At 69.8% G+C, this 25,286-nt stretch carries 27 protein-coding genes; 8 read left to right on the top strand and 19 right to left on the bottom strand.

Annotation, left to right across the window (positions count from 1 at the left end; genetic code table 11):
* Positions 1-48: 48 nt before the first annotated feature.
* Positions 49-681: a UbiX family flavin prenyltransferase gene (locus ACIBW9_RS38755; RefSeq protein WP_398962398.1), complete on the bottom strand. Its 633-nt coding sequence runs from the start codon at positions 679-681 to the stop codon at positions 49-51.
* A gap of 143 nt (positions 682-824) precedes the next feature.
* Between ACIBW9_RS38755 and ACIBW9_RS38750 the strand changes: the two genes are divergently transcribed.
* Entirely contained in the window at positions 825-1,430 is a 606-nt protein-coding gene (locus ACIBW9_RS38750; protein WP_398962396.1) for a rhomboid family intramembrane serine protease, read from the top strand.
* On the opposite strand, the gene ACIBW9_RS38745 is transcribed toward ACIBW9_RS38750, so the two are convergent.
* Genes ACIBW9_RS38745 through ACIBW9_RS38730 form a run of 4 tightly spaced genes read right to left on the bottom strand, consistent with a single transcriptional unit; the run spans position 1,421 to position 4,622 of the window.
* Positions 1,421-1,993, bottom strand: coding sequence for a Uma2 family endonuclease (locus ACIBW9_RS38745; RefSeq protein WP_398962393.1), 573 nt, complete (start codon positions 1,991-1,993; stop codon positions 1,421-1,423). The genes ACIBW9_RS38750 and ACIBW9_RS38745 overlap by 10 nt on opposite strands.
* A gap of 44 nt (positions 1,994-2,037) precedes the next feature.
* Positions 2,038-2,940 carry a menaquinone biosynthesis prenyltransferase MqnP gene (gene mqnP, locus ACIBW9_RS38740; RefSeq protein WP_398962392.1) on the bottom strand — a complete coding sequence of 301 codons (903 nt, stop codon included), beginning with the start codon at positions 2,938-2,940 and terminating at the stop codon, positions 2,038-2,040.
* The gene (locus tag ACIBW9_RS38735) at positions 2,937-4,388 is read right to left on the bottom strand and encodes a menaquinone biosynthesis decarboxylase (protein ID WP_398962390.1); all 1,452 of its coding nucleotides are present in this window, start codon (positions 4,386-4,388) and stop codon (positions 2,937-2,939) included. Before ACIBW9_RS38735 ends, mqnP begins: the two co-directional genes overlap by 4 nt.
* 57 nt (positions 4,389-4,445) lie before the next feature.
* On the bottom strand, positions 4,446-4,622 hold the full coding sequence (locus ACIBW9_RS38730) for a hypothetical protein (protein WP_398962388.1): 177 nt from the start codon (positions 4,620-4,622) through the stop codon (positions 4,446-4,448).
* 316 nt (positions 4,623-4,938) lie between these two features.
* On the opposite strand from ACIBW9_RS38730, the gene ACIBW9_RS38725 reads away from it, so the two are divergent.
* On the top strand, positions 4,939-5,337 hold the full coding sequence (locus tag ACIBW9_RS38725) for a PLD nuclease N-terminal domain-containing protein (protein WP_398962573.1): 399 nt from the start codon (positions 4,939-4,941) through the stop codon (positions 5,335-5,337).
* Positions 5,337-6,230: a LysR family transcriptional regulator gene (locus ACIBW9_RS38720; protein WP_398962385.1), complete on the top strand. Its 894-nt coding sequence runs from the start codon at positions 5,337-5,339 to the stop codon at positions 6,228-6,230. Before ACIBW9_RS38725 ends, ACIBW9_RS38720 begins: the two co-directional genes overlap by 1 nt.
* Here the strand turns inward: ACIBW9_RS38720 and ACIBW9_RS38715 are convergent.
* Positions 6,118-7,089, bottom strand: coding sequence for a DMT family transporter (locus tag ACIBW9_RS38715; protein WP_398962382.1), 972 nt, complete (start codon positions 7,087-7,089; stop codon positions 6,118-6,120). The two genes, ACIBW9_RS38720 and ACIBW9_RS38715, sit on opposite strands and share 113 nt — an antisense overlap.
* Positions 7,090-7,258: 169 nt before the next feature.
* Here ACIBW9_RS38715 and ACIBW9_RS38710 point away from each other — a divergent pair, with 169 nt between their 5' ends.
* On the top strand, positions 7,259-8,671 hold the full coding sequence (locus ACIBW9_RS38710; protein WP_398962379.1) for a purine-cytosine permease family protein: 1,413 nt from the start codon (positions 7,259-7,261) through the stop codon (positions 8,669-8,671).
* Here ACIBW9_RS38710 and ACIBW9_RS38705 read toward each other — a convergent pair.
* A complete protein-coding gene (locus ACIBW9_RS38705) occupies positions 8,644-9,273 on the bottom strand; it encodes a hypothetical protein (protein WP_398962376.1) in 630 nt (209 codons plus the stop codon). The genes ACIBW9_RS38710 and ACIBW9_RS38705 overlap by 28 nt on opposite strands.
* Positions 9,274-9,333: 60 nt before the next feature.
* Complete coding sequence (locus ACIBW9_RS38700; protein WP_398962373.1) at positions 9,334-9,669, bottom strand: ArsR/SmtB family transcription factor; 336 nt, start codon at positions 9,667-9,669, stop codon at positions 9,334-9,336.
* Positions 9,670-9,804: 135 nt separating this feature from the next.
* On the opposite strand from ACIBW9_RS38700, the gene ACIBW9_RS38695 reads away from it, so the two are divergent.
* Entirely contained in the window at positions 9,805-10,779 is a 975-nt protein-coding gene (locus ACIBW9_RS38695) for a zinc-binding alcohol dehydrogenase family protein (RefSeq protein WP_398962369.1), read from the top strand.
* A gap of 135 nt (positions 10,780-10,914) precedes the next feature.
* Here ACIBW9_RS38695 and ACIBW9_RS38690 read toward each other — a convergent pair whose 3' ends face one another.
* Positions 10,915-12,273, bottom strand: coding sequence for a PucR family transcriptional regulator (locus ACIBW9_RS38690; RefSeq protein WP_398962366.1), 1,359 nt, complete (start codon positions 12,271-12,273; stop codon positions 10,915-10,917).
* 105 nt (positions 12,274-12,378) lie between these two features.
* Here ACIBW9_RS38690 and ACIBW9_RS38685 point away from each other — a divergent pair, with 105 nt between their 5' ends.
* Together ACIBW9_RS38685 and ACIBW9_RS38680 are read left to right on the top strand one after the other, a co-directional pair.
* On the top strand, positions 12,379-12,846 hold the full coding sequence (locus ACIBW9_RS38685) for a nucleoside deaminase (protein WP_398962363.1): 468 nt from the start codon (positions 12,379-12,381) through the stop codon (positions 12,844-12,846).
* Positions 12,839-13,804 carry an isopenicillin N synthase family dioxygenase gene (locus ACIBW9_RS38680; protein ID WP_398962360.1) on the top strand — a complete coding sequence of 322 codons (966 nt, stop codon included), beginning with the start codon at positions 12,839-12,841 and terminating at the stop codon, positions 13,802-13,804. Before ACIBW9_RS38685 ends, ACIBW9_RS38680 begins: the two co-directional genes overlap by 8 nt.
* On the opposite strand, the gene ACIBW9_RS38675 is transcribed toward ACIBW9_RS38680, so the two are convergent.
* The 8 genes from ACIBW9_RS38675 to hemL form a co-directional block, all read right to left on the bottom strand.
* Positions 13,791-14,183: an SRPBCC domain-containing protein gene (locus ACIBW9_RS38675; protein ID WP_398962357.1), complete on the bottom strand. Its 393-nt coding sequence runs from the start codon at positions 14,181-14,183 to the stop codon at positions 13,791-13,793. The two genes, ACIBW9_RS38680 and ACIBW9_RS38675, sit on opposite strands and share 14 nt — an antisense overlap.
* Before the next feature lie 25 nt (positions 14,184-14,208).
* Positions 14,209-15,312 carry a c-type cytochrome biogenesis protein CcsB gene (gene ccsB / locus ACIBW9_RS38670; protein WP_398962354.1) on the bottom strand — a complete coding sequence of 368 codons (1,104 nt, stop codon included), beginning with the start codon at positions 15,310-15,312 and terminating at the stop codon, positions 14,209-14,211.
* Positions 15,309-17,072 (bottom strand): cytochrome c biogenesis protein ResB, encoded by a 1,764-nt coding sequence (locus ACIBW9_RS38665; RefSeq protein ID WP_398962351.1) that lies wholly within the window; start codon positions 17,070-17,072, stop codon positions 15,309-15,311. The genes ccsB and ACIBW9_RS38665 overlap by 4 nt, the downstream gene beginning before the upstream one ends.
* A gap of 3 nt (positions 17,073-17,075) precedes the next feature.
* Positions 17,076-17,849 carry a cytochrome c biogenesis CcdA family protein gene (locus ACIBW9_RS38660; RefSeq protein WP_398962348.1) on the bottom strand — a complete coding sequence of 258 codons (774 nt, stop codon included), beginning with the start codon at positions 17,847-17,849 and terminating at the stop codon, positions 17,076-17,078.
* 1 nt (position 17,850) lies between these two features.
* A complete protein-coding gene (locus ACIBW9_RS38655; RefSeq protein ID WP_398962345.1) occupies positions 17,851-18,474 on the bottom strand; it encodes a TlpA family protein disulfide reductase in 624 nt (207 codons plus the stop codon).
* Between the two features lie 66 nt (positions 18,475-18,540).
* Positions 18,541-19,821, bottom strand: a complete 1,281-nt coding sequence (locus tag ACIBW9_RS38650; protein ID WP_398962343.1) for a hypothetical protein — start codon at positions 19,819-19,821, stop codon at positions 18,541-18,543.
* 172 nt (positions 19,822-19,993) lie between these two features.
* The gene (locus ACIBW9_RS38645) at positions 19,994-20,641 is read right to left on the bottom strand and encodes a histidine phosphatase family protein (protein ID WP_398962569.1); all 648 of its coding nucleotides are present in this window, start codon (positions 20,639-20,641) and stop codon (positions 19,994-19,996) included.
* Positions 20,642-20,679: 38 nt separating this feature from the next.
* The gene (gene hemL / locus ACIBW9_RS38640; protein WP_398962340.1) at positions 20,680-22,008 is read right to left on the bottom strand and encodes a glutamate-1-semialdehyde 2,1-aminomutase; all 1,329 of its coding nucleotides are present in this window, start codon (positions 22,006-22,008) and stop codon (positions 20,680-20,682) included.
* A 386-nt stretch (positions 22,009-22,394) separates the two neighbouring features.
* Between hemL and ACIBW9_RS38635 the strand changes: the two genes are divergently transcribed.
* Positions 22,395-23,033 carry a hypothetical protein gene (locus ACIBW9_RS38635; RefSeq protein WP_398962337.1) on the top strand — a complete coding sequence of 213 codons (639 nt, stop codon included), beginning with the start codon at positions 22,395-22,397 and terminating at the stop codon, positions 23,031-23,033.
* Between the two features lie 393 nt (positions 23,034-23,426).
* Here the strand turns inward: ACIBW9_RS38635 and ACIBW9_RS38630 are convergent, their stop codons facing one another.
* Together ACIBW9_RS38630 and ACIBW9_RS38625 are read right to left on the bottom strand one after the other, a co-directional pair.
* On the bottom strand, positions 23,427-24,548 hold the full coding sequence (locus ACIBW9_RS38630) for a sensor histidine kinase (protein ID WP_398962334.1): 1,122 nt from the start codon (positions 24,546-24,548) through the stop codon (positions 23,427-23,429).
* Positions 24,545-25,213 carry a response regulator gene (locus tag ACIBW9_RS38625; RefSeq protein ID WP_398962566.1) on the bottom strand — a complete coding sequence of 223 codons (669 nt, stop codon included), beginning with the start codon at positions 25,211-25,213 and terminating at the stop codon, positions 24,545-24,547. The genes ACIBW9_RS38630 and ACIBW9_RS38625 overlap by 4 nt, the downstream gene beginning before the upstream one ends.
* Positions 25,214-25,286: the final 73 nt, after the last annotated feature.

Raw genomic sequence — 25,286 nt, 5'->3', positions numbered from 1 at the left:
GCCTTCCGCTGAAGATTCCCGAGTAGATGAGAGGTACTGCGGCGTGCCCTACCGGCCGGCGCCCCCGCCGCCCAGTTCGCCCGCCCAGCGCCGGTACAGGCCGTGCTCGACGCCCGCCGCGTCCAGCACCCGCCCGGCGACGAAGTCCACCAGGTCCTGGATGTGGGTGGCGCCCGCGTAGAAGGCGGGCGAGGCGGGCACCACGGTCGCGCCCGCGTCGTCGAGCGCCACCAGGTGCCGCAGGGTCTGACCGTTCAAGGGGGTCTCCCGTACGGTCACGACCAGCGGCCGGCGTTCCTTGAGGGTGACGCTCGCCGCGCGCTGGAGCAGGTCCTTGGAAAGGCCGAGGGCGACACCGGCCACACAGGCGGTGGAGGCGGGCACGATCAGCATGCCCTTGCTCGGGTACGAGCCCGAGGACGGCCCCGCGGCCAGGTCCCCGGCGGGCCAGTACCGCACCCCGTCGATGTCCGCGTCATGGACCCCTGGCTTGCCGTCGGCTCCCCGGCCCAGCCATTCCCGCAGGTCGTCCCGCCAGTGCGCGTCGCGGAACGAGATCCCCGTCTCGTCCAGCAGCGTGAGTCGCGAGGCCCGGCTGACGACCAGGTCCACGTTTTCACCTGCCTCCAGGAGCGCGCGCAGCACCGACGCGGCATAAGGCGTGCCGGAGGCCCCGGACACCCCTACGATCCAAGGTGTACGCGCCGTCTCTCCTGGCTTGGCTGGGTTCACAACACCGAGCCTATCCGGCCTCGCAGCATGGGAACCGGTCGAGGGGGCTCGGGCGTTCTTCAGGCGGGGACGAGTGAGTGGTGGGGGTTGCCATGTCGGACAGCGGGCTCGAGTGGTCGCGCACGGACCGGGCGAAGGCCGCGGCCAAGCTGATGGTGGGCTGGGTCGCGCTGCTGTGGCTGCTGGAAGTGGTCGACGTGATCAGTGGCCATGCACTGGACGGGCTCGGCATCACGCCGCGCGAGCCGTCCGAGCTGGTGGATGTCGTGCCGGCCGCCTTCATCCACTTCGGCTTCGCCCATGTGGCCGCCAACAGTGTGCCGCTGCTGGTCATGGGCTTCCTCGCGGCACTGGGCGGGATACGCCGGTTCGCCGCGGTGTGCCTCTTCGTCATCGTGGCGGACGGACTGGGGGTGTGGCTCATAGCCCCGGCGCACACCAACACGGCGGGCGCCTCCGGCCTGATCTTCGGCCTCTTCGGCTTCCTGCTGGTCAGCGGCTTCGTGGAGCGCCGGCCGCTGGGTGTCGTGGTGGGTCTGCTGGTGGGTGCGGTCTGGGGCACCTCGATCCTGCTGGGCCTCTCCCCGCTGCAGACGGGCGTCAGCTGGCAGGGCCACCTCATCGGCCTGGCGGCGGGCGTGGGGGCGGCGTTCTGGTTCCGGCGGCGGGCCGCAGAGCCCCGCGCGATTCAGGGCTGAGGGCTCGCTTCCGGATCCACGGGAAGGCGGTCCGTGTCGATGGCCAGCCGTCCGATCTTGGTCTCCACGGTGACCTTGCCGCCGTACGGAAACGTGTCGCGTCCCAGATATCCGTCGGCACCGGGATTCCAGAGCGTGACGAGGTGTCCCTTCCGGGGATCGAAGATCAGGTAGTTCCGGATGCCTCGCGCTGCGTACTGCTTGTTCTTGACCTCGTAGTCGTTGCGGACAGTGGACGGCGAAACGACCTCGATGGCGAGTTCGATCAGGTCAGGCGCGTAGGCGGTGAGATTGCGGTTCTTCTCGGCCGCGGGGATGAGAGCAAGGTCAGGACAGAACTCGAAATCCTCGCTGAACGGGATCGCGACATCACTGATGAAGGCCCACTCCTGGCCGAGCTGAGCTTCCAATTGGGTCCACAGCCTCACGATGGTCTCGTTGTGGAACGGCCTGAGCGGACTCATCACGATGTTGCCCTCGACAATCTCCATCCGGTAACCGCGGAACATGTCCTCGTACCGGGCGAGCTGCGAGTGCAGGCGGTCGCTGTCCGAGATGGTCACGTCGGCCTCCCTTTCTCTGCACTCGATGGTAGGCCGCCCCGTAATCAGACGGTCAGACCTCGAACCAGAAGATCAAGCAACGCACACACGAACAGGGCAATCCCGATGAACCCGTTGACGCTGAAGAACGCCCGGTTGAGGCGGGACAGGTCATGGGGGCGGACGATCGAGTGCTCGTACACGAACGCGCCCGCGACGATCATCAGGCCGACCCAGAAGAAGCCGCCCGCGTCCGTCACCACGGCGTACCAGACCAGCAGGGCCGTCACCACGGCGTGGCAGACCCGAGCGCCCCAGATGGCGGCCGGGATGCCGAAACGCGCCGGGACCGACATCACGCCGATCTCACGGTCCGTCTCCACGTCCTGGCAGGCGTAGATCAGGTCGAAGCCGCCGATCCAGATGCCGACCGCGAGGCCGAGGATCACCGCGTCCCAGGACCACTCCCCGCTGATCGCCAGCCAGCCGCCGACCGGGCCCATCGCCTGGGCGAGGCCGAGGATGGCCTGGGGGAAGTTCGTGAACCGCTTGCCGTACGGGTAGACCACCATCGGGATCACCGCGATGGGGGCGAGGGCGAAGCAGAGCGGGTTGAGCAGGGCCGCCGAGCCGAGGAAGACGACGACCGCGATCAGCGCTCCGGTCCAGGCGTGCTTCACCGACATCGCGCCGGTGACCAGTTCCCGCTGTGCCGTGCGGGGGTTCCTGGCGTCGATCTCGCGGTCGATGATCCGGTTGACCGCCATCGCGAAGGTGCGCAGGCCCACCATGCAGATGGTGACCAGGAGCAGCCGCCCCCAGTGGATGTTCCTGTCCCACTGGAACATCGCGGTCAGCGCGGCGATGTAGGCGAAGGGCAGGGCGAAGACCGAGTGCTCGATCATCACCAGGCGGAGGAACGCCTTGGTGCGTCCTGGCTGCGGGATCGCGGCGGAGGCGCTGCTCACAGGCCGTACTCCTTCCAGCGGCGGTCGACCTTCGCCGCCGTCTCCGGGTCGGACAGGACCATGTCGGGCCAGCCGCCGTCGCGCGTGTAGCCCTCCTCGGGCCACTTCTTCGTCGCGTCGATGCCTGCCTTGCCGCCCCAGAACTGCTGGTAGGAGGCGTGATCGAGGTGGTCGACGGGGCCTTCGACGACGCTGAGGTCACGGGCGTAGTCGGTGTTGCCGAGCGCGCGCCACGCGACCTCGTGGAGGTCGTGGACGTCGCAGTCGGAGTCCACGACCACGATCAGCTTCGTCAGGGACATCATGTGGGCCCCCCAGATCGCGTGCATCACCTTCTGCGCGTGCTTGGGGTACTTCTTGTCGATCGAGACGATCGCACAGTTGTGGAAGCCGCCCGCCTCCGGCAGGTGGTAGTCCACGATGTCCGGCACGATGATCTTCAGGAGGGGCAGGAAGAAGCGCTCGGTCGCCCGACCCAGCGGTCCGTCCTCCGTCGGAGGCCGGCCTACGACGATCGACTGAAGCAGCGGCCGCTTCCGCATGGTCACGCAGTCGATCTTCAGCGCGGGGAAGGGCTCCTGCGGGGTGTAGAACCCGGTGTGGTCGCCGAAGGGCCCCTCCGGGAGCATCTCGCCGGGCTCCAGCCAGCCCTCGATGACGACCTCCGCCTGCGCCGGCACCTGCAGCGGCACGGTCTTGCAGTCGACCATCTCGATCCGCTTCCCGGCGATGAACCCGGCGAAGAGGTACTCGTCGATGTCGCCGGGGAGCGGCGCGGTGGAGGCGTAGGTGACGGCGGGCGGGCAGCCGAAGGCGATCGCGACCGGCAGCCGTTCGCCCCGCCTGGCCGCGACCTGGTAGTGGTTGCGGCTGTCCTTGTGGATCTGCCAGTGCATGCCGATGGTGCGCCTGTCGTGGCGCTGCAGCCGGTAGAGGCCGAGGTTCCGGATGCCGCTCTCCGGGTCCTTGGTGTGAGTGAGCCCCAGGTTGAAGAAGGAACCGCCGTCCTGCGGCCAGGTGAACAGCGCCGGCAACTGGTCGAGGTCCACGTCGTCGCCGGTGAGGACGACCTCCTGGACGGGGGCTTCCTTCACCTTCTTCGGCGGGACGTGCGTCATCGCGCCGAGCTTCCCGAAGGCCTCACGCACGCCGACGAACCCGTGCGGCAGTTCGGGGCGGAGCAGCCCGCCGATCTTCTCGCTGATCTCCCCGTACGACTTCAGGCCGAGGGCTTTCAGCAGGCGCCGGTCGGTGCCGAAGACGTTCATCGCGAGGGGCATGGCGGAGCCCTTCACGTTCTCGAAGAGCAGCGCCGGGCCCCCCGACTTCTGCACCCGGTCGACGATCTCCCCGACCTCCAGATACGGGTCCACCTCGGCCTTGATGCGCTTGAGGTCACCCTCGCGTTCCAGTGCCCTGAGCAGGGAGCGAAGATCGTCGTAAGCCATGCGTCCCAGTATCGCCGAGCCCCTCGAACCCCCGACGTCCGCCCCGCCCGCAGGGACTCAGCCGCGGGCCCGCTCCAGGTCCGCCCCGTGCCGCCGCAGCCGGCCGCTCACCACACCCACGGCGAGGAGCACCCCGCCGAGGGTGGCGAGAGCGAGGGCGGTCACGGGCTTGGGCCAGTCACGGGCGGCGGCGCAGTGCCGCGCGTCGCCGTATGCGTAGCCGCCGGTGTACACGTCCTTCCGGTCGGCGAAGGCCGGGGCGGTGCAGTGCGTCTTGTGGCCGTTCGGGTGGTGCAGCTCGTACGGCGTGAAGAACTACCAGGCGGCGTATCCCCACAGCAGGGCGGCCAGGCCGAGCAGACCGCAGCCCCAGGCCTTGAGCCGGTCCGCGCCCGCACGGAAACGTTCTTCGACGGCTGCCGGATGCATGGCCTCTCCCCGTTTCGGCGCACTGTAGGGCGCCATTTTTGCCACCCGCTACCCTGACCCCGTCACCGGGGCCGTCGAGCGCCTCGTCACCGGAAGTAGAACGATGGGGGTTCGCACCACCATGATCAGGTATCTGCCGTTTCTGCTGGTCCTGGCGCTGTGGATCTATGCCTTCATCGACTGCCTGAACACCCCCGAGGAGCAGGTGCGCGGGCTGCCCAAGGTGGTCTGGGTGATCATCATCCTGCTGTTCGGGGAGGTGCTGGTCGGGCCGATCGCCTGGCTGGTCGCGGGCAAGTACCGCGGACCCGTCCCGGCCGGCGGATCCACGCCCTCCGAGTGGCACCGCAACCACCACGCCCAGTTCGTCGCGCCCGACGACAACCCCGAGTTCCTGAAGTCCCTCAAGGAAGAGACCAAGAAGGACGAGGCGCTGCTCAAGGACTGGGAGGCCGATCTGCGGCGCCGCGAGGAGGAGCTGCGGCGGCGGGAGCGCGGCGAGGACCCCAAGGCGGACTGATGGAGCTGCGGCTGCTCGTCACCTTCGAGAAGGTCGCGACCGTGCTGAGCTTCACGCAGGCCGCGGCCGAGCTGAAGTACGCGCAGTCCAGTGTGACCAGTCAGGTACGGGCCCTGGAGTCGTCCCTGGGTGCCGAGTTGTTCGACCGGCTCGGCAGCCGTATCCGGCTCACGGAGGCGGGTGAGCGGCTGCTCCCCTACGCCCGGCAGATCATCGAGCTCACCGAGGAGGCGCGGGCCGCGGTCACCGGTACCGAGGAGCCCGCCGGTTCGCTGGTGGTGGGGACGATGGAGTCGCTGACCTCGTTCCGGCTGCCGCCGCTGCTGGAGTTCTTCCACCACCGCTACCCCAAGGTGCGGCTCTCCCTGCGCACCACCATCGGCGACGAGACCCGGCAGGCGCTGCGGCAGGGCACGTACGATCTCGGCTTCCTGATGGAGGAGGCGACCGAGCACCCGGGGCTGGAGAGCGTGGTGCTGTGCGAGGAGCCGCTCGCGCTGGTCGCCGCGCCCCGACACGCCCTCGCCGGCCGGGAGTTCGGCACCGCCGATCTCGTACGGCAGTCCCTCCTCGCGACCGAGCCGGGCTGCGCCTACCGGGACCTGTTCGAGCGGGAGCTCAATTCCTCGGGTGAGCCGGCCGACTTCATGGAGTTCGGGACGATCGAGGCCACCAAACGCGCGGCGGCGGCCGGCCTCGGGGTCTCGTTGCTGCCCGAGGTGACGGTCGCCGCCGAACTCGCCGAGGGGTCTCTGGTACGGCTGCCGTGGCAGCCGCCGTTCACGCTTCGGACGCAACTGGCGTGGCGGGCCGGGAAGCGGCTTCCGGCGCACGTACGGCTGTTTCTCGAGCAGGCGCGGAAGCTGGTGTCCGAAGAGGCCGGGCCAGCGTGACCTTCAGACTGGCCAGCACGATCAGCGGGACGCCCAGCGCCTGGACGAGGCCGATGTGGTGGCCGTACACCGCCCAGTCCATGACCATCGCGACCGCCGGGTAGACGAAGGCGAGGACGGCGATCTTCGAGGTCGGCAGCTTGGCGTAGGCGGCGTACATCAGGACGTACATCACGCCGGTGTGGATGAAGCCGAGCCCGACCAGCCAGCCCCAGTCCCAGCCGGTGCCGGCCATCGCGCCGAAGTCGGCGAAGGGGAGCAGCAGCGGGATCCCGACGAGGACCTGGACCAGGGCGATGAGGTGCGGGCGTACGCCGGTGATGCGCTTGGTGACCAGGGTGGACAGGCCGTACAGGAGCGCGGCGAGGAGGGCCTGGCCCACGCCCGTCAGATAGGTGCCCCCGCTGGTGAAGTCGGACGGGGTGACCCCTGAGACCAGGATCAGGCCCGCGAAGGCCAGCGCGATCCAGCCGACCTTGGCGGCGGTGAGACGCTCACGGAAGAGGAGGGCGCCGAGCAGGACCACGTAGAACGGCTGGGTGTGGTAGACGACCGTGGCGACCGAGATCGAGGTGTTCTCGTACGACTCGAAGAGGAACACCCAGTTGAAGACGATGAACACGCCGCCCAGCACGGCGAGGCCGAGGGTGCGCGGGGTGAAGCCGTGGTCGCGGAGCCAGCCACGGGCGAGGACGTAGGAGCCGAGCGCGAGGGCTCCGAAGACGACCCGGAAGAAGACGACGTTGAAAGGCGAGGCGCCCGACTCGACGACGAAGACGCCGAGGGTGCCGGACAGCACCATCGCGGTCATCAGCTGGGCGACGCCCCTGCTCTCTGCGGACTTGCTCTGCGTGGTCATGTCCTGGACGCTACGAGCGGGCGGCGGTGCCGGTCCACGCGCCAGTGGGGCGTCCTGCCGATGGGGTCATCGGCGGCGCCGATGCCTACAGGTTGTACGCCGCAGAGCCCACCGAAGCGGACAGTGCGCCCCTGTGCCCGGACCGGCCGGAACCGGACACTTACCTCGCATGACGACTGCTCCCGCCGACTCCTCCGGCACCCTCGCCCCCGCATACGGTGACAAGGTCATCGCCGTCGAGACGGCGGGCTCCGAGCCCATCCCGGACGCCGAACGCCATGGCTCGCCGCTGCAGCTGCTGTGGACCTGGGCCTCCCCCAACATCGAGTTCGCGACCGTCTTCATCGGTGTGATCTCGGTGCTGTTCTTCGGTCTGAGCTTCTGGCAGGCCACGGCCGCCATCGTGCTCGGCACCGCGCTCGGCGCGATCACGCAGGGCGTGCTGTCCCTGGACGGGCCGCGGTTCGGTGTGCCGCAGATGGTCATCGGCCGCTTCTCCTTCGGCCGCCTCGGCAACATCCTGCCGGCCGCGGCCAACGGCCTGGTGGCGGGCGTGGGCTGGTTCGCGGTGAACAGCGTGAGCGCTGCCTTCGCCCTGAACACGCTGACGGGCCTGCGCCCGCTGCCCTCGCTCCTCCTGGTGGTCGTGGCCGAGATCCTGATCGGCTTCATCGGCCACAACTTCGTCCACACCTTCGAGAAATACGCCTTCCCGGCCCTCGCGGTGATCTTCCTGCTGGCGGGCGTGTGGACGTTCAAGGACGCGGACCTCGGCGGGGGCGGCAGCGGCGGCGGCATCGGCGGCTTCCTGCTCGCCTTCAGCGCGGCCTGGGGCTATGCGGCCGGCTGGAACCCGTACGCCACGGACTACTCCCGCTATCTGCCGCGCACCGCGAACCGGTTCAGGACGGTCCTCTACCCCGCGGTCGGCCTGTTCGTGTCGGTCGCCCTCGTGGCGATCATCGGGGCGGCCTCGGCGACCATCGTGGCCCCCAAGGACGCCACCCCGACGGCGGCCTTCACCGGTCATCTCCCGGGCTGGCTGGGCGACCTGGTGCTCCTCGCCATCATCCTCGGCGGCATCTCCGCGAACGCCCTCAACATCTACTCGGGCGCGATCTCCATCGCCTCCTTCGGCCTGAAGCTCCCCACCTGGCTGAGCCGCAGCGTGCTGGTCGTGGTGTCGGGTGTCGCCGGTACGGCGGCCGCGTGGGCGTCGCTGTCCGACGCGGGGTCGGCGTACGAGGCGTTCCTGCTGGTCATCGCGTACTGGGTGGCGCCGTGGCTGGGTGTCGTCCTGGTGGAGCGGTGGCTGCAGGGCCGCACGGCCACGGACGAGGAGCTGACCGCCCGCCTGAGCGACCGCTCCTTCACCAACTGGCCGGGACTGGCCGCCCTGGTGATCGGCATCGCGGTGTCGGTGCCGCTCTTCTCCAACCAGGAGGACTACGTCGGTTACGTACCGAAGCACTGGCCGTCCTTCGGCGACATCACTCCGGTGGTCGGGTTCGTGGTGAGCGCGGGGCTGTATGCGGTGCTGCGCCGCGCGAAGGCTCAGCCGGCGTCCACCGGTTCCGCCTGATCCGCGTGCTCGACCCTGATGTACCGGCTGTCGTGCCCGCCGTAGGCCTTCTTGAGGATCGGTTCCGCCTTGTCGGGGTCGTCGACCCCGATGAGGACGAAGCCCCGTTCGTCCGCGGCGACTTCGCGCATCTCGAAGGTGCCGTCCCAGCGGTGCATGTCGTCGCCGATCCGGTCGGAGAGGGCGTGCAGGGTCCTTCCGCTGACGTCGGTGTCGTGCAGCCGCACGGTCACACCCCGCACAGCCGCCCGGCAGATCACGTCGTCCAGGGCGGCTGAGGGCATGCGCCAGACGTCGACCGACCGGTGCTCCTCGTCGACGGAGAGGCCCGTGTAGACGTCGGCGTACTTCTTCCGGGCCAGTTCGTCGACGTGTACGACCACACGCATCAGCGGCGTGCCGTCGTCGCGGTCGGGAAGGCTGTCGGCGGGGCGGGTGCCGGCACAAGTGCGGTCCGCGACCGCCGACTTGATCCGGTCGGGGGCCGCTCGGAGGCCTCCGTCGGTGTGTCCCGCCCCCATGGCCTGGACGTACAGGCCCGCCGCCACCACCAGCGCGGCGCTCGCTCCGGCCGATGCGACCCAGGTGCGGTTGCTGCCCATGTCCCCCTCCGTCCCCGTGCGTTGGCGTCAGCACTGTGACGCGGGAGGGGGCGCAGAGGTTCAGAGCGTCGGTTCGTCCCGCAGGACGAGGTCCAGCAGCCCCGGGAAGCGGGCCTCGAACTCCGCCCGCCGCAGCCGGTTGACCCGCCGGGGCCCCTCGTCCCGCTGCTCCACCAGGCCCGCGCCCCGCAGCACCGTGAAGTGATGGCTGAGCGCCGCCTTGCCGACCGGCACGTCGAAGCTGCCGCAACTGCGCGACCACTCCGCCGAGCCCGCCAGCTCCCTGACGAGGCTGATCCGTACGGGATCGGCGAGCGCGGCGAGGGCGGTCTGCACGGAGACGTCGTCCGGGTGGGTGTGCTCGGGAGCGGCCCGATGACTGGTGTGCTGCGCCACGCGGGTCTCCTTCACGCCTTGCCCAGGTTCACGTCTTGCAGAGTGTTCGATGGAAATCATACACTCGCGACTGTTCGCTTTTCATTGAACAGTCCAGGGAACAGTCGTGGACCGAACAGTCATGGGTGGTGCGGCATGCGTGCGGTGGAGTTCCAGGAGTACGGCGGACCCGAGGTCCTGAAGGTCGTGGAGGCGGAGGTCCCCGAGCCCGGTCCGGGCCAGGTGAGCCTCGACGTGGCGTACACCGGGGTGAACTTCGCCGACCTCAAGGCGCGCGGCGAGGGCTACCGGGTGCCGCAACTGCCCTTCGTGCCCGGACTGGAGGCCTCGGGGCGCATCCGCGCGCTCGGCGAGGGGGTCACGGGTCTGTCCGTCGGCCAGGAGGTGACGGCACTGACGGAGGGCGGCGCTTACGCGGATGTCGCACTCGCGAACGCCGCGACCGTCTTCTCGGTCCCGGCCGGCGTCGACCTGCGCACGGCGGCGACCCTGCCGACCGTACTGCCGACGGCATACGCCCTGGTGCACGCGGTGGGCCGGCTGCAGCCGGGCGAGACGGTGCTCGTGCAGGGCGCGGCGGGCGGCGTCGGCACGGTGGTCGGACAGCTGGCGAAGGCGGCCGGCGCGGGGGCCGTGTACGGGGTGGTGTCGGGCGCGGCCAAGGCGGCGTACGCGCGCGAGTACGGCTACGACGAGGTGTTCGTCGGCGAGTTCACCGAGGCGGTACGGAAGGCGACCGGCGGCCGGGGCGTCGACCTCGCGCTCGACCCGGTCGGCGGCGAGACGTTCCGCGGCAGCCTGGCCTCGCTCGCGGTCTTCGGGCGCCTGGTCTCCTTCGGCAACGCAAGCTCGGCGCCGGCCTGGCACGTCGGCCAGCCGGAGCTCTACCCCTCCGGTGTGTCGGTGGGCGGCTTCTCGATCCTCACGCTGGCGAAGACGGCCCCCGGCGAGCTGCGCTCCCTCGCCGAGCGGGCCTTCGCAAAGGCGGTGGACGGCACGGTGTCCCTGCCGGTGACCGCCGAGTTCGGGCTGCAGGAGGCTGCGGAGGCCCACCGGCTGATGGGGACACGGACCAGCACCGGGAAGCTGCTGCTGCGGGTGAGCGGCTGAGGGCGGTCGACGACGGCGCGTATCCGGTCCGGCTTCGCCGACCACTTCGTAAGGTGGACTTCGACCCGATGGACGCCATCCGCGAGGGCGGAGCGGCCCCGAGGACCTCGGCCCCCTGCAACGGACCTGGCCAGGTCACCCTGCGCTGGGAACGCGCCCCGAAAGGGGCGCGGCGCTGTGTCGATGTGCGGCTGCGCCGCGGGGCGCGACCAGCCCCGACGGACCCGCGGACGACCGGCGGCCTGTCACGGCACCCCCAGCGGAGCGCCCCCGCACCACCCGATGCGCACACACCGCCGCCAGCAGCTCCCCCAACAGCTCCGGATCGTCGATCTCAAGCCCCAGCAGGGACTCGATCCGCTCCAGCCGCTGGTAGAGCGACTGGCGGCCGATGTGCAGCAGGGCCGCGGTCCGGGTCGGGGAGCAGCCGTTCCGCAGATGGACCTCCAGGGTGCGGACCAGGTCGCTGGGGTGAGCCGCCTCCCAGGCCAGCAGCGGGCCCAGGGTGTGCTGGACCAGCCGGTCGAGGCGCTCGCGGTTGGCGTCGATGCCGCCGCGGGTCAGCTCCCGTTCCAGGGCGAGCGCACGGGCGGAGGTGACCAACGGGCCCTCGGGGGCGGGCGGTTCGGCCGCCGGCACGGTCAGGGCCAGCTCCAGCGTCGTACGGGCCGCCCGCAGCGTGTCGCTCCAGCGCAGCCAGCCGCTGCCCGCGTCGACGGCGTGCCCGACGGCGACGGTGAGCCCCGCGTCGGCCGCCGTACGGAAGGCCTCCTGGACGGCACGGACCGGATCACCGGCGCGGAAGCCGCCGTCGCCGGGCAGCGCGAGCAGTGCCAGCACATCCCCCGGGAACGGCGCCCGCAGCACCCGCGCCCCGCCCAGCAGCCGTACCGCCCGGTCCACGGCGGCCACTTCGCGCGTGCCGTGCACCGACACCCCGACGAGCCGGGCGCCCGGCCCCGGGTGGAACCCGGCGAGCGCGCACCGTGCCTCGACCTCCGGCTGGTTGAGGGCCGCGCGGTCGGCCAGGTCGGCGAGCAGGGCCGCCGTGTGGTCCTCGCCCCAGGGGCGGACCACCGACCGCCCGGCCAGTCCCCGGGCCACGATCGCGCGGTTCGCCGCCTCCGTGAGGCGTACGAAGGGCACGACCCGGTGCAGGGCCAGCAGGGGCAGGCCCAGGCGGCGGGCCTCGTCGACGACCTCGGGGGGCATCTGCGGCAGTGAGCGGCCCACCTCCACCGCCAGCCCGGCGGCACCCCGCGCGGCCAGCTCGCGGACGTACCGGCGGCGGACCTCCTCGTCGGCGTCCATCAGGCCGAAACCGTTCGTGAGCAGCAGTTCTCCGCCGTCGAGGAAGTTGGCTCCCTCGTACACCTCGCTGGAGTGCACCCAGCGGACCGGGCGGTCCAGGGCGCCCTCGCCGGCGAGGAGGGCGGGTTCGGACGCGCGGACGGGATCGAGGTCCAGGACTTCGCGGAGGGTGAGTGCGGCCACGGGCACCTCCAGGGACGGCGCGTGGACAGTTCGTCCGGCGGCGGGATGCCCGGAGAGTACTTTCCGCACGTTGCCCTCGTGTTTCGGCCACAGCAGAGTGAGGACATGGACCTTGAGGACCCCATGGACCGGGCGACGGCACGGGCCTGGCTCGCCACCGCCGTCGCGGAGGCGCGCGCCGGGCTCGCGGAGGGCGGCATCCCGATCGGCGCCGCGCTCTACAGTGCCGACGGCACCCTGCTCGGCCGCGGCCACAACCGGCGCGTCCAGGACGACGACCCCTCGATGCACGCGGAGACGGCCGCTTTCCGCAATGCGGGACGGCAGCGCTCGTATCGTGGTACGACGATGGTCACGACCCTCTCGCCGTGCTGGTACTGCTCCGGCCTGGTCCGCCAGTTCGGCATCTCCCGGGTGGTGGTCGGCGAGGCGGCCACCTTCCACGGCGGGCACGACTGGCTGGCGGAGCACGGCGTGCGGATCGTGCTGCTGGACGACCCCGAGTGCATCGGGATGATGCGCGACTTCATCAAGAACCATCCGGCACTGTGGAACGAGGACATCGGTGAGTGATCCGCGTATTCCGACCATCGACCTGCGGCCCTGGCTCGACGGCGACGAGGACGCCCGCGCCGCCATCGCCCGCACCGTCGACAAGGCCCTGCAGACCGCCGGGTTCCTGCTGGTCACCGGACACGGCGTGGATCCGGCGCTGCGGTCCGCGATCCGGGAGGCGGCCCGGGCGTTCTTCCGGCTGCCCGTCGACGTCAAGCAGCCGTACGCGGCGAAGGTCGGCGGCCGCGGCTGGCTCGGCCCGGGCGCCGAGGCCAACGGCTACTCGGAGGGCACCGAGACCCCGCCGGACCTGAAGGAGTCACTGACGTTCGCGACGCACGAGCCCTTCGAGGACCCCGTCGTCAACGCGGAGTGGTACGCGCCCAATGTGTGGCCACGGGAAGTGCCGGAGCTCAAGACGCTGTGCGAGGAGTACCTGGAGCGCATGGGCGAGCTGGAGAAGCAGCTCCTGTCCCTGCTCGGCGAGGCGCTGGGCCTCGAACCGGACTTCTTCTCCCGGCACATGGACCACCCGACGTACGGCTTCAACATCAACTGGTACCCGGGCACGGAGGTCGTCGGGGAGCCGCAGCCGGGTCAGTTCCGCATCGGGCCGCACACCGACTTCGGCACGGTCACGATCCTCGACCGGCAGGCGGGCAAGGGCGGGCTGCAGGTGTACACGGACGAGGGCGGCTGGGAGGACGCGCCCTTCGACCCGGAGGCCTTCACCATCAACATCGGGGACCTGATGGCCCGTTGGACCGGTGACCGGTGGCGGTCGGGGCGGCACCGGGTGCTGCCGCCGCCCGCGGACGCGCCCGCCGAGGAGCTGATGTCGCTCGTGTACTTCGGCGAGTGCACACCGGGGACGCTGGTGGAGTCCGTGCCGGCGCCGGTCGGACGGGTGGCGTACGAGCCGGTCGACTCGCACCGCTATCTGCGGGAGAAGCTGGACTCGATCACGGTCGGCTGACCAGCTTCTCGAAGCGGGCCCGCCAGGCGGGTTCCGCCGCCTCGGCTCCCCGGTACTCATGGGTGAAGCGGAGGGCCGTGCCTTCGTCGCCGTCCCGTTCCAGGTGGAAACGGATCCGGTCGCCGTCGTCCAGCGTGTACTCGGCGACCCGGTCCACGTCCCAGGCGGTGACCCGGCCGCTGCCCACGTCACGCAGGGTGACCGCGCCGCCGAGCCTGGGTTCGAGGACGTCGGCGGCGGTGAACCACCGGGCGAGCCCCTCGGGGGTGGCCACCGACGGCCAGACGTCCTCCATGCGCCGTGGGACCCGCACCAGGAAGTGCAGCATGTGCGTGTTCCCATGGCTCTGACTGGTGCCCTGTGCGATGGAACCGCTCATGACACCAGTGTCGGCCCTGTACGGCTCAGACGCCCGCGTACGAGTGCTTGCCGGAGACGAAGATGTTGACGCCGTAGTAGTTGAACAGCCAGCAGCCGAAGGCGATCAGCGCCAGATAGGCGGCCTTGCGGCCCTTCCAGCCTGCGGTGGCGCGGGCGTGCAGGTAGCAGGCGTAGGCGACCCAGGTGATGAACGCCCAGGTCTCCTTCGGGTCCCAGCCCCAGTAGCGGCCCCAGGCCGACTCCGCCCAGATGGCGCCCGCGATGATCGTGAACGTCCACAGCGGGAAGACGGCCGCGTTGATGCGGTACGAGAACTTGTCCAGCGAGGACGAGGAGGGCAGGCGCTCCAGGAACGAGGTGGCGAAGCGGCCGGGGGTGCCGCCGTTCTCCAGCTTCGTCTCGTACGAGTCCTTGAAGAGGTACAGCAGCGTGCCGACCGCGCCCACGTAGAAGACCGCGCCGCACAGGATGGCGGTGGAGACGTGGATGTACAGCCAGTACGAGTGCAGGGCGGGAACCAACTGGTCACTGGCGGTGTACAAGACAGTGACGGCGATGCCGAGGTCGAGGAGGACCGTGGTGATCAGGAACAGGCCGAGCCAGCGGACGTTCTTCTTCAGCGCGAGCAGCACCAGGTACACGGTGACGGCCACCGCGGAGAACGTGATGTTGAACTCGTACATGTTGCCCCACGGCGCCCGCTCCACCGAGGCCGCGCGGGCGATCACGCCGGCGAGGTGCACGAGATACGCGAGCACGGTGAGCGAGATGGCGATACGCCCGTAGAGGTCACCCTGCTCGTCCCCGCCGTGTGCCCCGGGCCCGTCCGGCACGTCACGGGCGCCGGCCGCGGACCGTACGACGACCTTGGGCCGCTCCAGTACGGCGGTGCCGCCGGCCTTGTTCACCATGACGGCGGGGGCCTTGCCCTTGGCTCCCTTCGCCTCCGAGGTGAGCGCGGCGGCCGTACGGCCGACCTTGCTTCGGCTGCCGAAGAGCCATTCGGCGATGTACGCGAAGAAGGCCAGGGTGTAGACGGCCATCGCGGAGTAGATCAGCGTGTTGCTGATGTTCGCGAGGTGTTCGTTGGTGGCCGTGGCCAACTCGGTTCCGGTGGCGAGAGTCACTGCGTCTCAGCCCCTTCGGCAGGTACGACGTCGGTGTCGGGGGTGGTGGTGTCGTCTTGGTCCGGTGAGCCGGCGTCGGGTTCGGCGTCGGAGTCGTGGGAGTGCTCATCGAGGTCAGGTGCGCCCGATGCCTGGTCGTACAGGATCCCGGCGAGGTCGCCGAGTTCCTCCGGCACCTTGGCGGACTCGCTGCGGCCGAGGCCGGCCATCTCGACGACCGTCACACCGTCGGCGCCCTTGACGGCCCGCACCCAGACGCGGCGGCGCTGGATGAACAGGGAGGCGGCAAGGCCGAAGATCGCGGTGAGGGAGCCGGCGAGCGCCCAGGAGGTGCCGGGCTGCTGGACGATCTGGAAGTTCGCCCACTGCCTCGTGGTCTCGTAGGTGATCGAGCCGGCGCCGTTCGGGAGCTGCATGGTCTGGCCGGGCCTCAGGTTGTCCCTGAGCTGCTGGCCCTTGGAGTCCTTGAACTCCTTCACATGCGCCTTGTCGAGCTGGTAGACGCTCTGCGGGATGCCGGAGTCGACGCCGAGGTCGCCGTGGTACGGCGTCAGGTTCAGCACCGGGTTGCGCAGCGCGGGGAATGTGGAGGCCGTCTCGCTGCCCGGGGTGTAGGTCGGCAGGAGAAAGGCCGAGATGCCCAGCTGTTCGCTGACGCCCTGGGCGTTCTTGTAGCCGTCGAGGACCTTGACCACACCGGTGGAGGTGACGTTGGAGTCGAGCGGGAGGAGCGGTACGGCGTCGCGGTAGACGACGTTGCCCTTGCCGTCGCGGACGGTGATGACGGGGGCGTAGCCGTGGGCGGTGAGGTAGACCTTGGCGTCGCCGATCTCCAGCGGCTCGTTGACCTTGACGAGGTCCTTCTTGTCCTTGCCGTAGGCGCCCTGGCTGTAGGTGAGGGCGGCCTGGTAGGTGCGCGGGGTGCCCTTGTTGGGGCCGCTGGCCTCGTAGGTGCCGGTGAACTTGTCCAGGTGGAAGCTGAACGGCACCAGGTCATCGGTGGTGAAGAGGTTGCCGGACTTGAAGTCGTCGTACTGCGTGGTGGTGTTGGAGAAGCCGTCGCCCTCGACGACCAGCTTGTTGCCCTCGGACTTGAAGAGCTGGCCCCAGGCGAAGGCGATCAGCATCACGATCAGCGCGATGTGGAAGGCGAGGTTGCCGACCTCCCGCAGATAGCCCTTCTCGGCGGCTACGGCGTCACCGGCGAGGTGGGCGCGGAAGCGGCGCTTCTTGAGAAGGGCGAGGGCGGCCTCGCGTACCTGCTCGGGTTCGGTCCCGGTGCGCCAGGTGGTGTAGGCGGGCAGCCGGGTCAGGCGCTTGGGGGCGCCCGGCGGGCGGCCGCGGAGCTGGCCGATGAACTGCCAGGTGCGCGGGACGATGCAGCCGATGAGGGAGACGAACAGCAGGATGTAGATCGCGGAGAACCACACCGAGCTGTAGACGTGGAAGAGGCCGAGCTTGTCGTAGACCGGCGCCAGGAAGGTGTGGGATTTGCGGAAGTCGGCGACCTTCGTCTCGTCGATGCCGGACTGCGGGATCAGCGAGCCGGGGATCGCGCCGAGGGAGAGGAGCAGGAGCAGCAGCAGCGCGACCCGCATGGAGGTGAGCTGCCGCCAGAACCAGCGGGCCCAGCCGATGACGCCCAGGGCGGGCAGGTTCGCCAGTTCCTCCCTGGGGGCGGTGGAGAGCTGGGAGCCGGCGGCGCCGAGGTCCGGGTCCTCGGCCCGCTCGGGGGGCGTACCGGTGGTGGTCTTGCTCATCGATCAGATCCCCACAGTGAAGCCGTCGGACCAGGACTGCATGTCCTGCACGACGCGGTCCCAGGCGCCGGTCAGCAGCAGCAGACCGGTCACGATCATCATCGTGCCGCCGATCCGCATCACCCAGACATAGTGGCGCTTGACCCAGCCGAAAACACCGAGGGCCTTGCGGAAGGCGACCGCGGCGAGCACGAACGGTACGCCGAGACCGAGGCAGTAGGCGACGGTCAGTACGGCGCCGCGGCCCGCGCTGCCCTGCTCCGTGGAGAGGGCGATCACGGAGGCGAGGGTCGGACCGATGCACGGGGTCCAGCCGATACCGAAGAGCGCGCCCAGGAACGGGGCACCCGCAAGCCCTGCCACGGGCCGCTTGTGGAAGCGGAACTCACGCTGGGTCATCCAGGGCATCAGGCCCATGAAGAAGACACCCATGAGGATCATGAGCACGCCCAGCACCTTCGTGAGGACGTCCTTGTTCTGCTGGAGGGTGTAGCCGAAGGAGCCGAACAGGGCCCCGGTGGAGACGAACACGGCGGTGAAGCCGAGCACGAAGAGGGAGGCCCCGGCGACCATCCGCCCGCGCCGGGCCTCGGCCAGGTCGGTGCCGGCGACTCCGGTGACGTACGACAGATAGCCGGGTACGAGCGGCAGGACGCACGGGGAGAAGAAGGAGATGAGGCCGCCGAGCAGCGCGATGGGCAGGGCGAGCAGCAGTGCGCCGTGGAGCACCGTGTTGTTGTAGCCCGTCTCGGCGGCGAGCGTGGTGACTGAGGTCACGTCACTTCTCCGCGAGGACGGGGGCGATCATCGCGCGCAGCTTGTCCTCGCTGAGCGCGGCCAGCGACCGGGCGGCGATCTTGCCCTCCCGGTCGAGGACGAGCGTGGAGGGGACCGCCTGCGGGTTGAGCGTGCCCCTCTTGAAGCGGAGCATCAGCTTGCCCGTGGGGTCGTAGAGGCTCTGGTAGGTGATGCCCTGCTGCTTCTCGAAGGCGACCGCGTTCTGGGTGCTGGTGTCGCGGGTGTTGATGCCGACGAACTGGACGCCCTTGCTCCTGAGGTCCTGGTAGACCTTCTCGAAGTTGGGCGCCTCGGCACGGCAGGGGGCACACCAGGAGCCCCAGACGTTCAGGACGACGACCTTGCCCTTGAAGGAGGCGACGTCGAGTTGTCCCCCGTTGACGGTCTTGCCGGAGAGGTCGGGCGCCGCGGCCCGTTCCCCCTTCTTCGCGGTGGAGATGCCGTCCTTGCCCATGACGAAGTTGGTGTCACCGCCCCCGCCGGAGGTGCCTCCGGAAGAGCAGGCGGTCATCAGCAGCGCGGCGACCGCGGCACCGGCGGTGGTCAGGACGGCTCGGCGACGTGCGCGGTTCGAGCGCAGGGGGGCGCGGCTGGCGGCACTCATGTGAAAAGTTTCGCATGTCCGTTCCCGGGGTCGTGCGCACCCCCCTTGCGGGGGGAAAACCGCATTTCAGGCAGCCTGTCCCTGGGATGAGGACGAGGAGGAGGGGGTCTCCTTGAGGAACGTCTTCCAGCCGCCCACCGGTCGCTGGCCGACGCCGAGGGTACGCAGCTTGGCGAGGACCTCCGGCTTCTGTACGTCGATCCAGTCGGCGAACTGCCGGAAGGAGACGAGGCGGACGTCGGCACCCTTCTCCTTCTCCCGCGCGATGTGCTTGAACGCCTCCTCGACGGCGTCCATGTAGATGCCGCCGTTCCAGTGCTCGAAGTGGTTGCCTATGAAGAAGGGCGCACGGTTTGTCTCATATGCCCGCCGGAAGCCGGCTATGTAGGCCTTCGAGGCCTGGGTGCGCCAGCCCGGATAGTTGTAGGCGGGCGCCTTGGTCGAGTTGACCGACTGGTTGGCGAGCATGTTGTAGTCCATGGACAGGACCTCGAAGCTGCGCCCGGGGAACGGGATCTGCTGCAGCGGCAGGTCCCACAGCCCGTGCTTCTTCTCGGGCCAGACCTGGCGGCCGCCGGGCGAGGAGGCGTCGTAGCGCCAGCCGAGTTGCTTGGCGGTGGGCAGCAGGTTGTTCTGCCCGAGCAGACAGGGCGTGCGGCCGCCGACGAGCTCCTTCTCGTAGTCGAAGGGCAGGGACGGCATGTCGGTCCAGCCGGTGTTGGTCCGCCACTCCTTCACAAAGGCCTTGGCCTGCGCTATCTCGCTCCTCCACTGCGCGGGCGTCCAGTTGCCGACGGTGCCGTAGCCGGAGCAGAAGTGGCCGTTGAAGTGGGTGCCTATCTCGTGCCCTTCGAGCCAGGCGCGGCGGACGTTGGTGAGCGTGGCCCTGACGTGCTCGTCGGTGAGGTAGCCGATGTCCGAGGCGCCGCGCGGGTTGTTCGGCGGGTTGTAGAGGCGCTTCTTCGACTCGGGCAGCAGATACAGCCCGGACAGGAAGAAGGTCATGGACGCGCCGTGCTGCTTGGCGAGGTCGAGGAAGCGGGGGAAGAGCCCGTTGCCGACCTCTCCGGCGCCGTCCCAGGAGAAGATCACGAACTGCGGCGGGGTCTGTCCCGGCTCCAGCGGCTCGGGCTTCCCGGGCTGGTGGGGCTGCTTGCCGGTGAAGGAGGTCGAGCCGTCACCGATGGGGCGGGCGGAGGGCGAAGGCTTGGCGGATCCGCCACCGTTGGAACCCGAACCACGCGTCGACCCCTCTGACTCCGTGAGGGTGCCGCAGCCGGAGAGTCCGACGGCGGCCGCGGCGCCCGCGCCGAGCCCGAGCATTCCCCTTCGAGTGAGAGCACTCATTCCAACCCCGATCGTCATGTCCTGTGGTGGTCACCCATTCAGAGGACATGACGAAGGGAGAGGTTCCTGACGATCACGTTGATCTCGCCACAATTGTCACGAACGTGTCATGGGATCCCAAAGGGGATTTCTCATCTCCCAATGGGGTCCCATGACTTCGCCAAACGGAGCCTCAGGCGCCGAAGGCCTTGCTCTTCCCCTTCACCGGCTTGGCACCCGCGAGGAGATGGGCGGGGACGAGATCGCGGGCCGGCTCGCTGTAACCGACGGACACGAGCTTGTCGCCCTGGTAGGTGAAGGACGTCAGCGAGGCGAGCGTGCACTGCCGCTTGCGCGGGTCGTGCCACAGCCGCCGCTTCTCGACGTACGACCGCACGATCCAGATCGGCAGCTGGTGGCTGACGAGGACGGCCTCGTGCCCCCGCGCCCGGTCCTTGGCGGAGTCCAGCGCCTGCATCATCCGCACGACGATGTCGACGTACGGCTCGCCCCACGACGGCTTGAACGGGTTGACCAGGTGCTTCCAGTTGCCCGGCTTGCGCAGCGCGCCGTCCCCGACCCCGAAGGTCTTGCCCTGGAAGACGTTGTCGGCCTCGATGAGCCGCTCGTCGGTGGCCAGGTCCAGCCCGTGCGCCTTGGCGATCGGGGTGGCCGTCTCCTGGGCCCGCTCCAGCGGGGAGGCGCAGACGTAGGTGATGTCCCGGGGCGCGAGGTGCTCGGCGACCCGCTCGGCCATCTGCCGGCCCAGCTCGGAGAGGCGGTAGCCGGGCAGCCGCCCGTACAGGACCCCGTCCGGGTTGGCGACCTCGCCGTGCCGCATGACGTGGACGACGGTGATGTCGCCGCTGGTGTTCTCGCTCACGCGGTTGCCTCCGCCGCAGCTCGGGCCGCCGCCGGAAGGGCGTCGGCGATGCGCTGTACGGCCTGTTCGTCGTGGGCCGTGGACACGAACCAGGACTCGAAGGACGAGGGCGGCAGATAGACGCCCTGCGCCAGCATCGAGTGGAAGAAGGCGGTGAAGCGGAAGGACTCCTGCTTCTTGGCGTCCTCGTAGTCGCGGACCTCACGGTCCGTGAAGAAGACGGAGAACATGTTGGAGGCGCTCTGCAGCCGGTGCGCGACGCCCTCCTTGCTCAGGGCCTCGGTCACAAGCCCCTGAACGCTCTCCGACACGGCGTTGACCTTGGCGTACGCCGCCTCGTCGAGCAGCCGCAGCTGGGCGAGGCCGGCCGCGGTGGCGACCGGGTTCCCGGAGAGGGTGCCGGCCTGGTAGACGGGCCCGGCGGGCGCGAGATGATCCATGACGTCCTTACGGCCGCCGAAGGCGGCGGCGGGGAACCCGCCCCCCATCACCTTCCCGAAGGTCATGAGGTCGGGCGTGACCCCGTCGATCCCGAACCAGCCCGCCCGGCTGGTGCGGAACCCGGTCATGACCTCGTCGGAGATGAACAGAGCACCGTTCTTCGAGCAGGCGTCCTTGAGCCCCTGGTTGAACCCGGGCCGCGGCGGCACGACACCCATGTTCCCGGGCGAGGCCTCGGTGATCACGCAGGCGATCTCACCGGGGTGCCGGTGGAAGGCCTCGTGCACGGCCTCGAGGTCGTTGTACGGCAGCACGATGGTGTCGCCGGCCTGGGCGCCGGTGACGCCGGGGGTGTCGGGGAGGGCGAAGGTGGCCACCCCGCTCCCCGCCGCGGCGAGCAGCGAGTCGACGTGACCGTGGTAACACCCGGCGAACTTGATCACCTTGGTGCGCCGGGTGAACCCGCGGGCGAGCCGGATGGCCGACATGGTGGCCTCGGTCCCGCTGCTGACGAGCCGCACCTGGTCCACGGGCTCGACCCGCGCGACGATCTCCTCCGCGAGCGCGACCTCGCCCTCACCGGGCGTACCGAAGGAGGTACCGCGCGAGACGGCGTCCTGAACGGCGGCGATGACCTCCGGGTGGGAGTGTCCGAGGATCATCGGCCCCCAGGAACACACCAGGTCGACGTAGTCCCGCCCGTCCGCATCCGTCAGATACGGACCGGTACCGGACACCATGAACCGGGGCGTACCGCCCACGGCACGGAATGCACGCACCGGGGAGTTCACACCACCGGGAGTGACGGCCGCGGCCCGGTCGAACAGTGCCTGCGAGACAGGCGCTTCGTATGAATAAGGCAGTGAATCAGGCAGTTCGCTCATGACCTGCGACTTCTCCGACCTTCTCCGACTACTCGGGCTCCGGTTGCAAGGGACCTCCTCAGGGTAGGCCAGGGTGGACGGGTGGCAGCGGGCGCCGCTGCTGACCCGGGGGACAGCCGCCGCCCTGGACGATCTGCGAAACTGGGACCTGATACACACAGCTCATACGGCCCTGGCGTACGTATAGGTGTACGGACGGATGTACGACCGGGTGCGCGGCCAGGTGTACGGCGAGGTGTACGGAGGCTTGTTCAGAGGCTGCGAAGATCCTGCGGACAGGTGTTTCAACGCACGTTTCGGCGGGCGGCCGTGGGGGAGGTCACTGACACGATGATCGGGTTGCGCGGCGGGGGCCACGCGTCCTAGAAAAGCAGTCGGGTGGAGATATGCATCGCGGTGGCGGACTGGGCGAGGGGACTGATGACCTGGGTCCTCGACGTGCCCATCGAGGAAGGCACCGACGCGAGGCGGAGGAAGCGACCGAGGCACGTCGGGGACAGGGTGCACCGAGCGAGCCCGAGCGGATCGACCGGCGGATCGACCGCCGGGGCGACGCGCTCCGGGCGGGGAGCAGGAATGGTGGTCGGGTGGGGGTGACGTACAAGTACTTCGGCGCGCCGGACGGCGCGACCGCGGCCCGGGTCCCGATCTCGATGCGCCCCGAGGAACTCGGCGGCGACGAGCTCGGCATGAACGGCATGTTCACCAAGATCAAGCCGGAGACGATGGCGGCGATGGTGCTGACGGGCATCGAAGGCGTCCCCCTCCACAAGGTCCCGCCCCTGGAACTGGTCGTCCTGCACCCCGACTACGCGGTGGTCAAGCTCCCGATGACGGTCGTCGACCCCCTGCGGGGCATAGGCGAGGAGGCGGTGGGCGCGGCAGCGTTCATCTGGTCGACGGTGCCGGACCGCGGGGGCCCGCGGGACGCGTTCAACGTGTACCAACTGCTGCACGAGTGGCAGGACTTCAGCCATCGCTTGCATGAGGCGGGGCATCAGCCGTACTGCCTTGTGTGGCCGTGAGCTGGGGTTTCTTCAGCGGTGGGCGGGGTCTTCGGGCCTCGCCCTTTTTGGTGCCCTGGAAGGGTCGTCAGGCGGCCAGGGCACATTCGTTTCGGAACACCAACCCGCATCCGATGATCACCACCCACTCCCACGGGATCCGTCGCAGCATGCCTGGGACCACGGGTGGTGAGCACGGGTCAGGCGCTGTGGCGACGGGTGCCGCCCTGGGCCCTCGACGCGGGCCTCGTCGCGCTCGCCGCGCTCGACACCTGGGTCAACCTCTTAGGGCAGCAGGAAGACGGCCGGGGGAAAGCGCCTGCGCAGCAGCAGTCCGGCGCAGCCGAGAGCGGCACACGCCCACCTGAACGGTGTCGCCTCGCCGTTATCACGACAGGGGGTGGCGGGTTGTGCTCAGGCGGGCCGGGTGGGGGCCCGTAGTTCGATCTCGTAGCCGCCCTCGGGGGTGGGTTCGGCGGTGAGGGTGCCGTCGAGGAGTTCGGCGCGTTCCTTCAGGCCGATCAGGCCGTGCCGGGCGCTGGGCAGGGCGACGGACGGGCGGGTGGGGGCGGTGTTGGTGACGGTGACGCCGAAGTGCTGCGCGTCGTGCCACAGGCGCACCTCGGCACGGGCGCCGGGGGCGTGCTTGCGCACGTTGGTGAGGGCTTCCTGGACCGTGCGGTAGACGGTGCGTTGGGCGGTGGTGCTGATGCCGGGCGGGAGGCCGCCGGTCAGGGTGGTCTCGATGCCGCTGCCCGCGATCAGCTGCTGGATGTCGGCGAGGGTGGGCTGGGGAGTGAGTTCGGTTTCCTTGCCGCCGGAGGCGCGCAGCAGGGTGACCATGTGGCGGAGTTCGTCGAGCGTGTTCACGCTCAGGGTGCGGATGGTGCGGGCGGCGTCGCGGGCGTCGGGGTCCTTGGTGGCGACCTGGAGGGCTCCGGCCTGTACGGCGATGAGGCTGACCTGGTGGGAGACGACGTCGTGCATCTCGCGGGCCAGTTGGGCGCGTTCGCGGGCGAGAACGGTCTGGGCGTACAGGGCGCGTTCGTGTTCGCGGGCCTCTTCCACCTCGGCGAGCTGGCGGGCCACATCGTGTCCGGCCTGGACGAGCTGGCCGAACAGGATCGGGGCGAAGGCCGTGGCCAGCGTGTACACGAACTGCACGAGCGTCCAGGTCTGGTCGCCGGAGAACGAGTCGGACAGGGGCCAGGAGAGAGTGCTCGCCGCCGCGTTCAGCAGGGCGCAGCCGGCCAGCAGCGGGCGGTTGCGGGTGTGCGTGGCCAGTGTGTACAGGGCGGCAAGCGGTGCGACCGCCACGTCCATGAACAGAGTCATGGGCAGGGTCAGCAGGAAGACGGCCAGGGGAAAGCGCCTGCGCAGCAGCAGTCCGGCGCAGCCGAGGGCGGCACACGCCCACATGAACGGTGTCGCCTCGCCGTAGAGGTTGACCCAGGTGTCGAACGCGGCGAGCGCGACGAGGCCCGCGTCGAGGGCCCAGGGCGGCACCCGTCGCCACAGCGCCTGCCCCGTGCTCACCACCCGTGGTCCCGTGCCGTGTCGGCGCGGTCGCCGCTGAGCAGCCCGGCCCGCTCCGCGAGGAGCGCCGCCTGGACGCGGCTGGCGACCCGGAGCTTGGTCAGGATCGAGCTGACGTGGTCCTTGACGGTTCCCGCGCTCAGATGGATGCGGGCGCCGATGTCGGCGTTGGAGAGTCCTTCCGCGATCAGCACGAGCACGTCACGTTCACGGTCGCTGAGCAGTTTCACGCGCGCCACGTCCGCGTCCTGGGAGCCGCCCGCCCCCGGATGGCTGCGCAGCAGAGCCCGCGAGGCCTTCGGGGACATCACCACCCCGCCCGCGGCCAGGGTCCGTACCAGGTGGGCGAGTTGTTCGGGCTCGGTGTCCTTGAGCAGGAAGCCCGCGGCTCCCGAGCGCAGCGCGGTCAGGATGTACTCGTCGGTGTCGAAGGTGGTCAGCATGGCCACCGTCGGCGGCTCGGGCAGCGTCTGGATCTCCCTGAGGACGGTCAGGCCGTCCACGTCGGGCATGCGGATGTCGAGGAGCACGACGTCCGGCTGCTCGCGCCGGATCACGTCGGCGGCCTGCGCCCCTTCCGCGGTCGCGACCACGTGGATGCCGTCGGAGGCGTTCAGGATCAGCTCGAACCCGGACCGCACCAGGGCCTCGTCGTCCACCACCACTACCCGGATCACCGGCGTTCCGCCTCACACTCGTCTGCTCTGTCCAGCGTCTCGGCTGCCCCGTACACCCCGC

The sequence above is a fragment of the Streptomyces sp. NPDC049541 genome, from assembly GCF_044465725.1.
Lineage (GTDB): Bacteria > Actinomycetota > Actinomycetes > Streptomycetales > Streptomycetaceae > Streptomyces.
The sequence above is the reverse complement of the archived record's forward strand: the minus strand, read 5'-3'. Positions and strand labels throughout refer to the sequence as shown.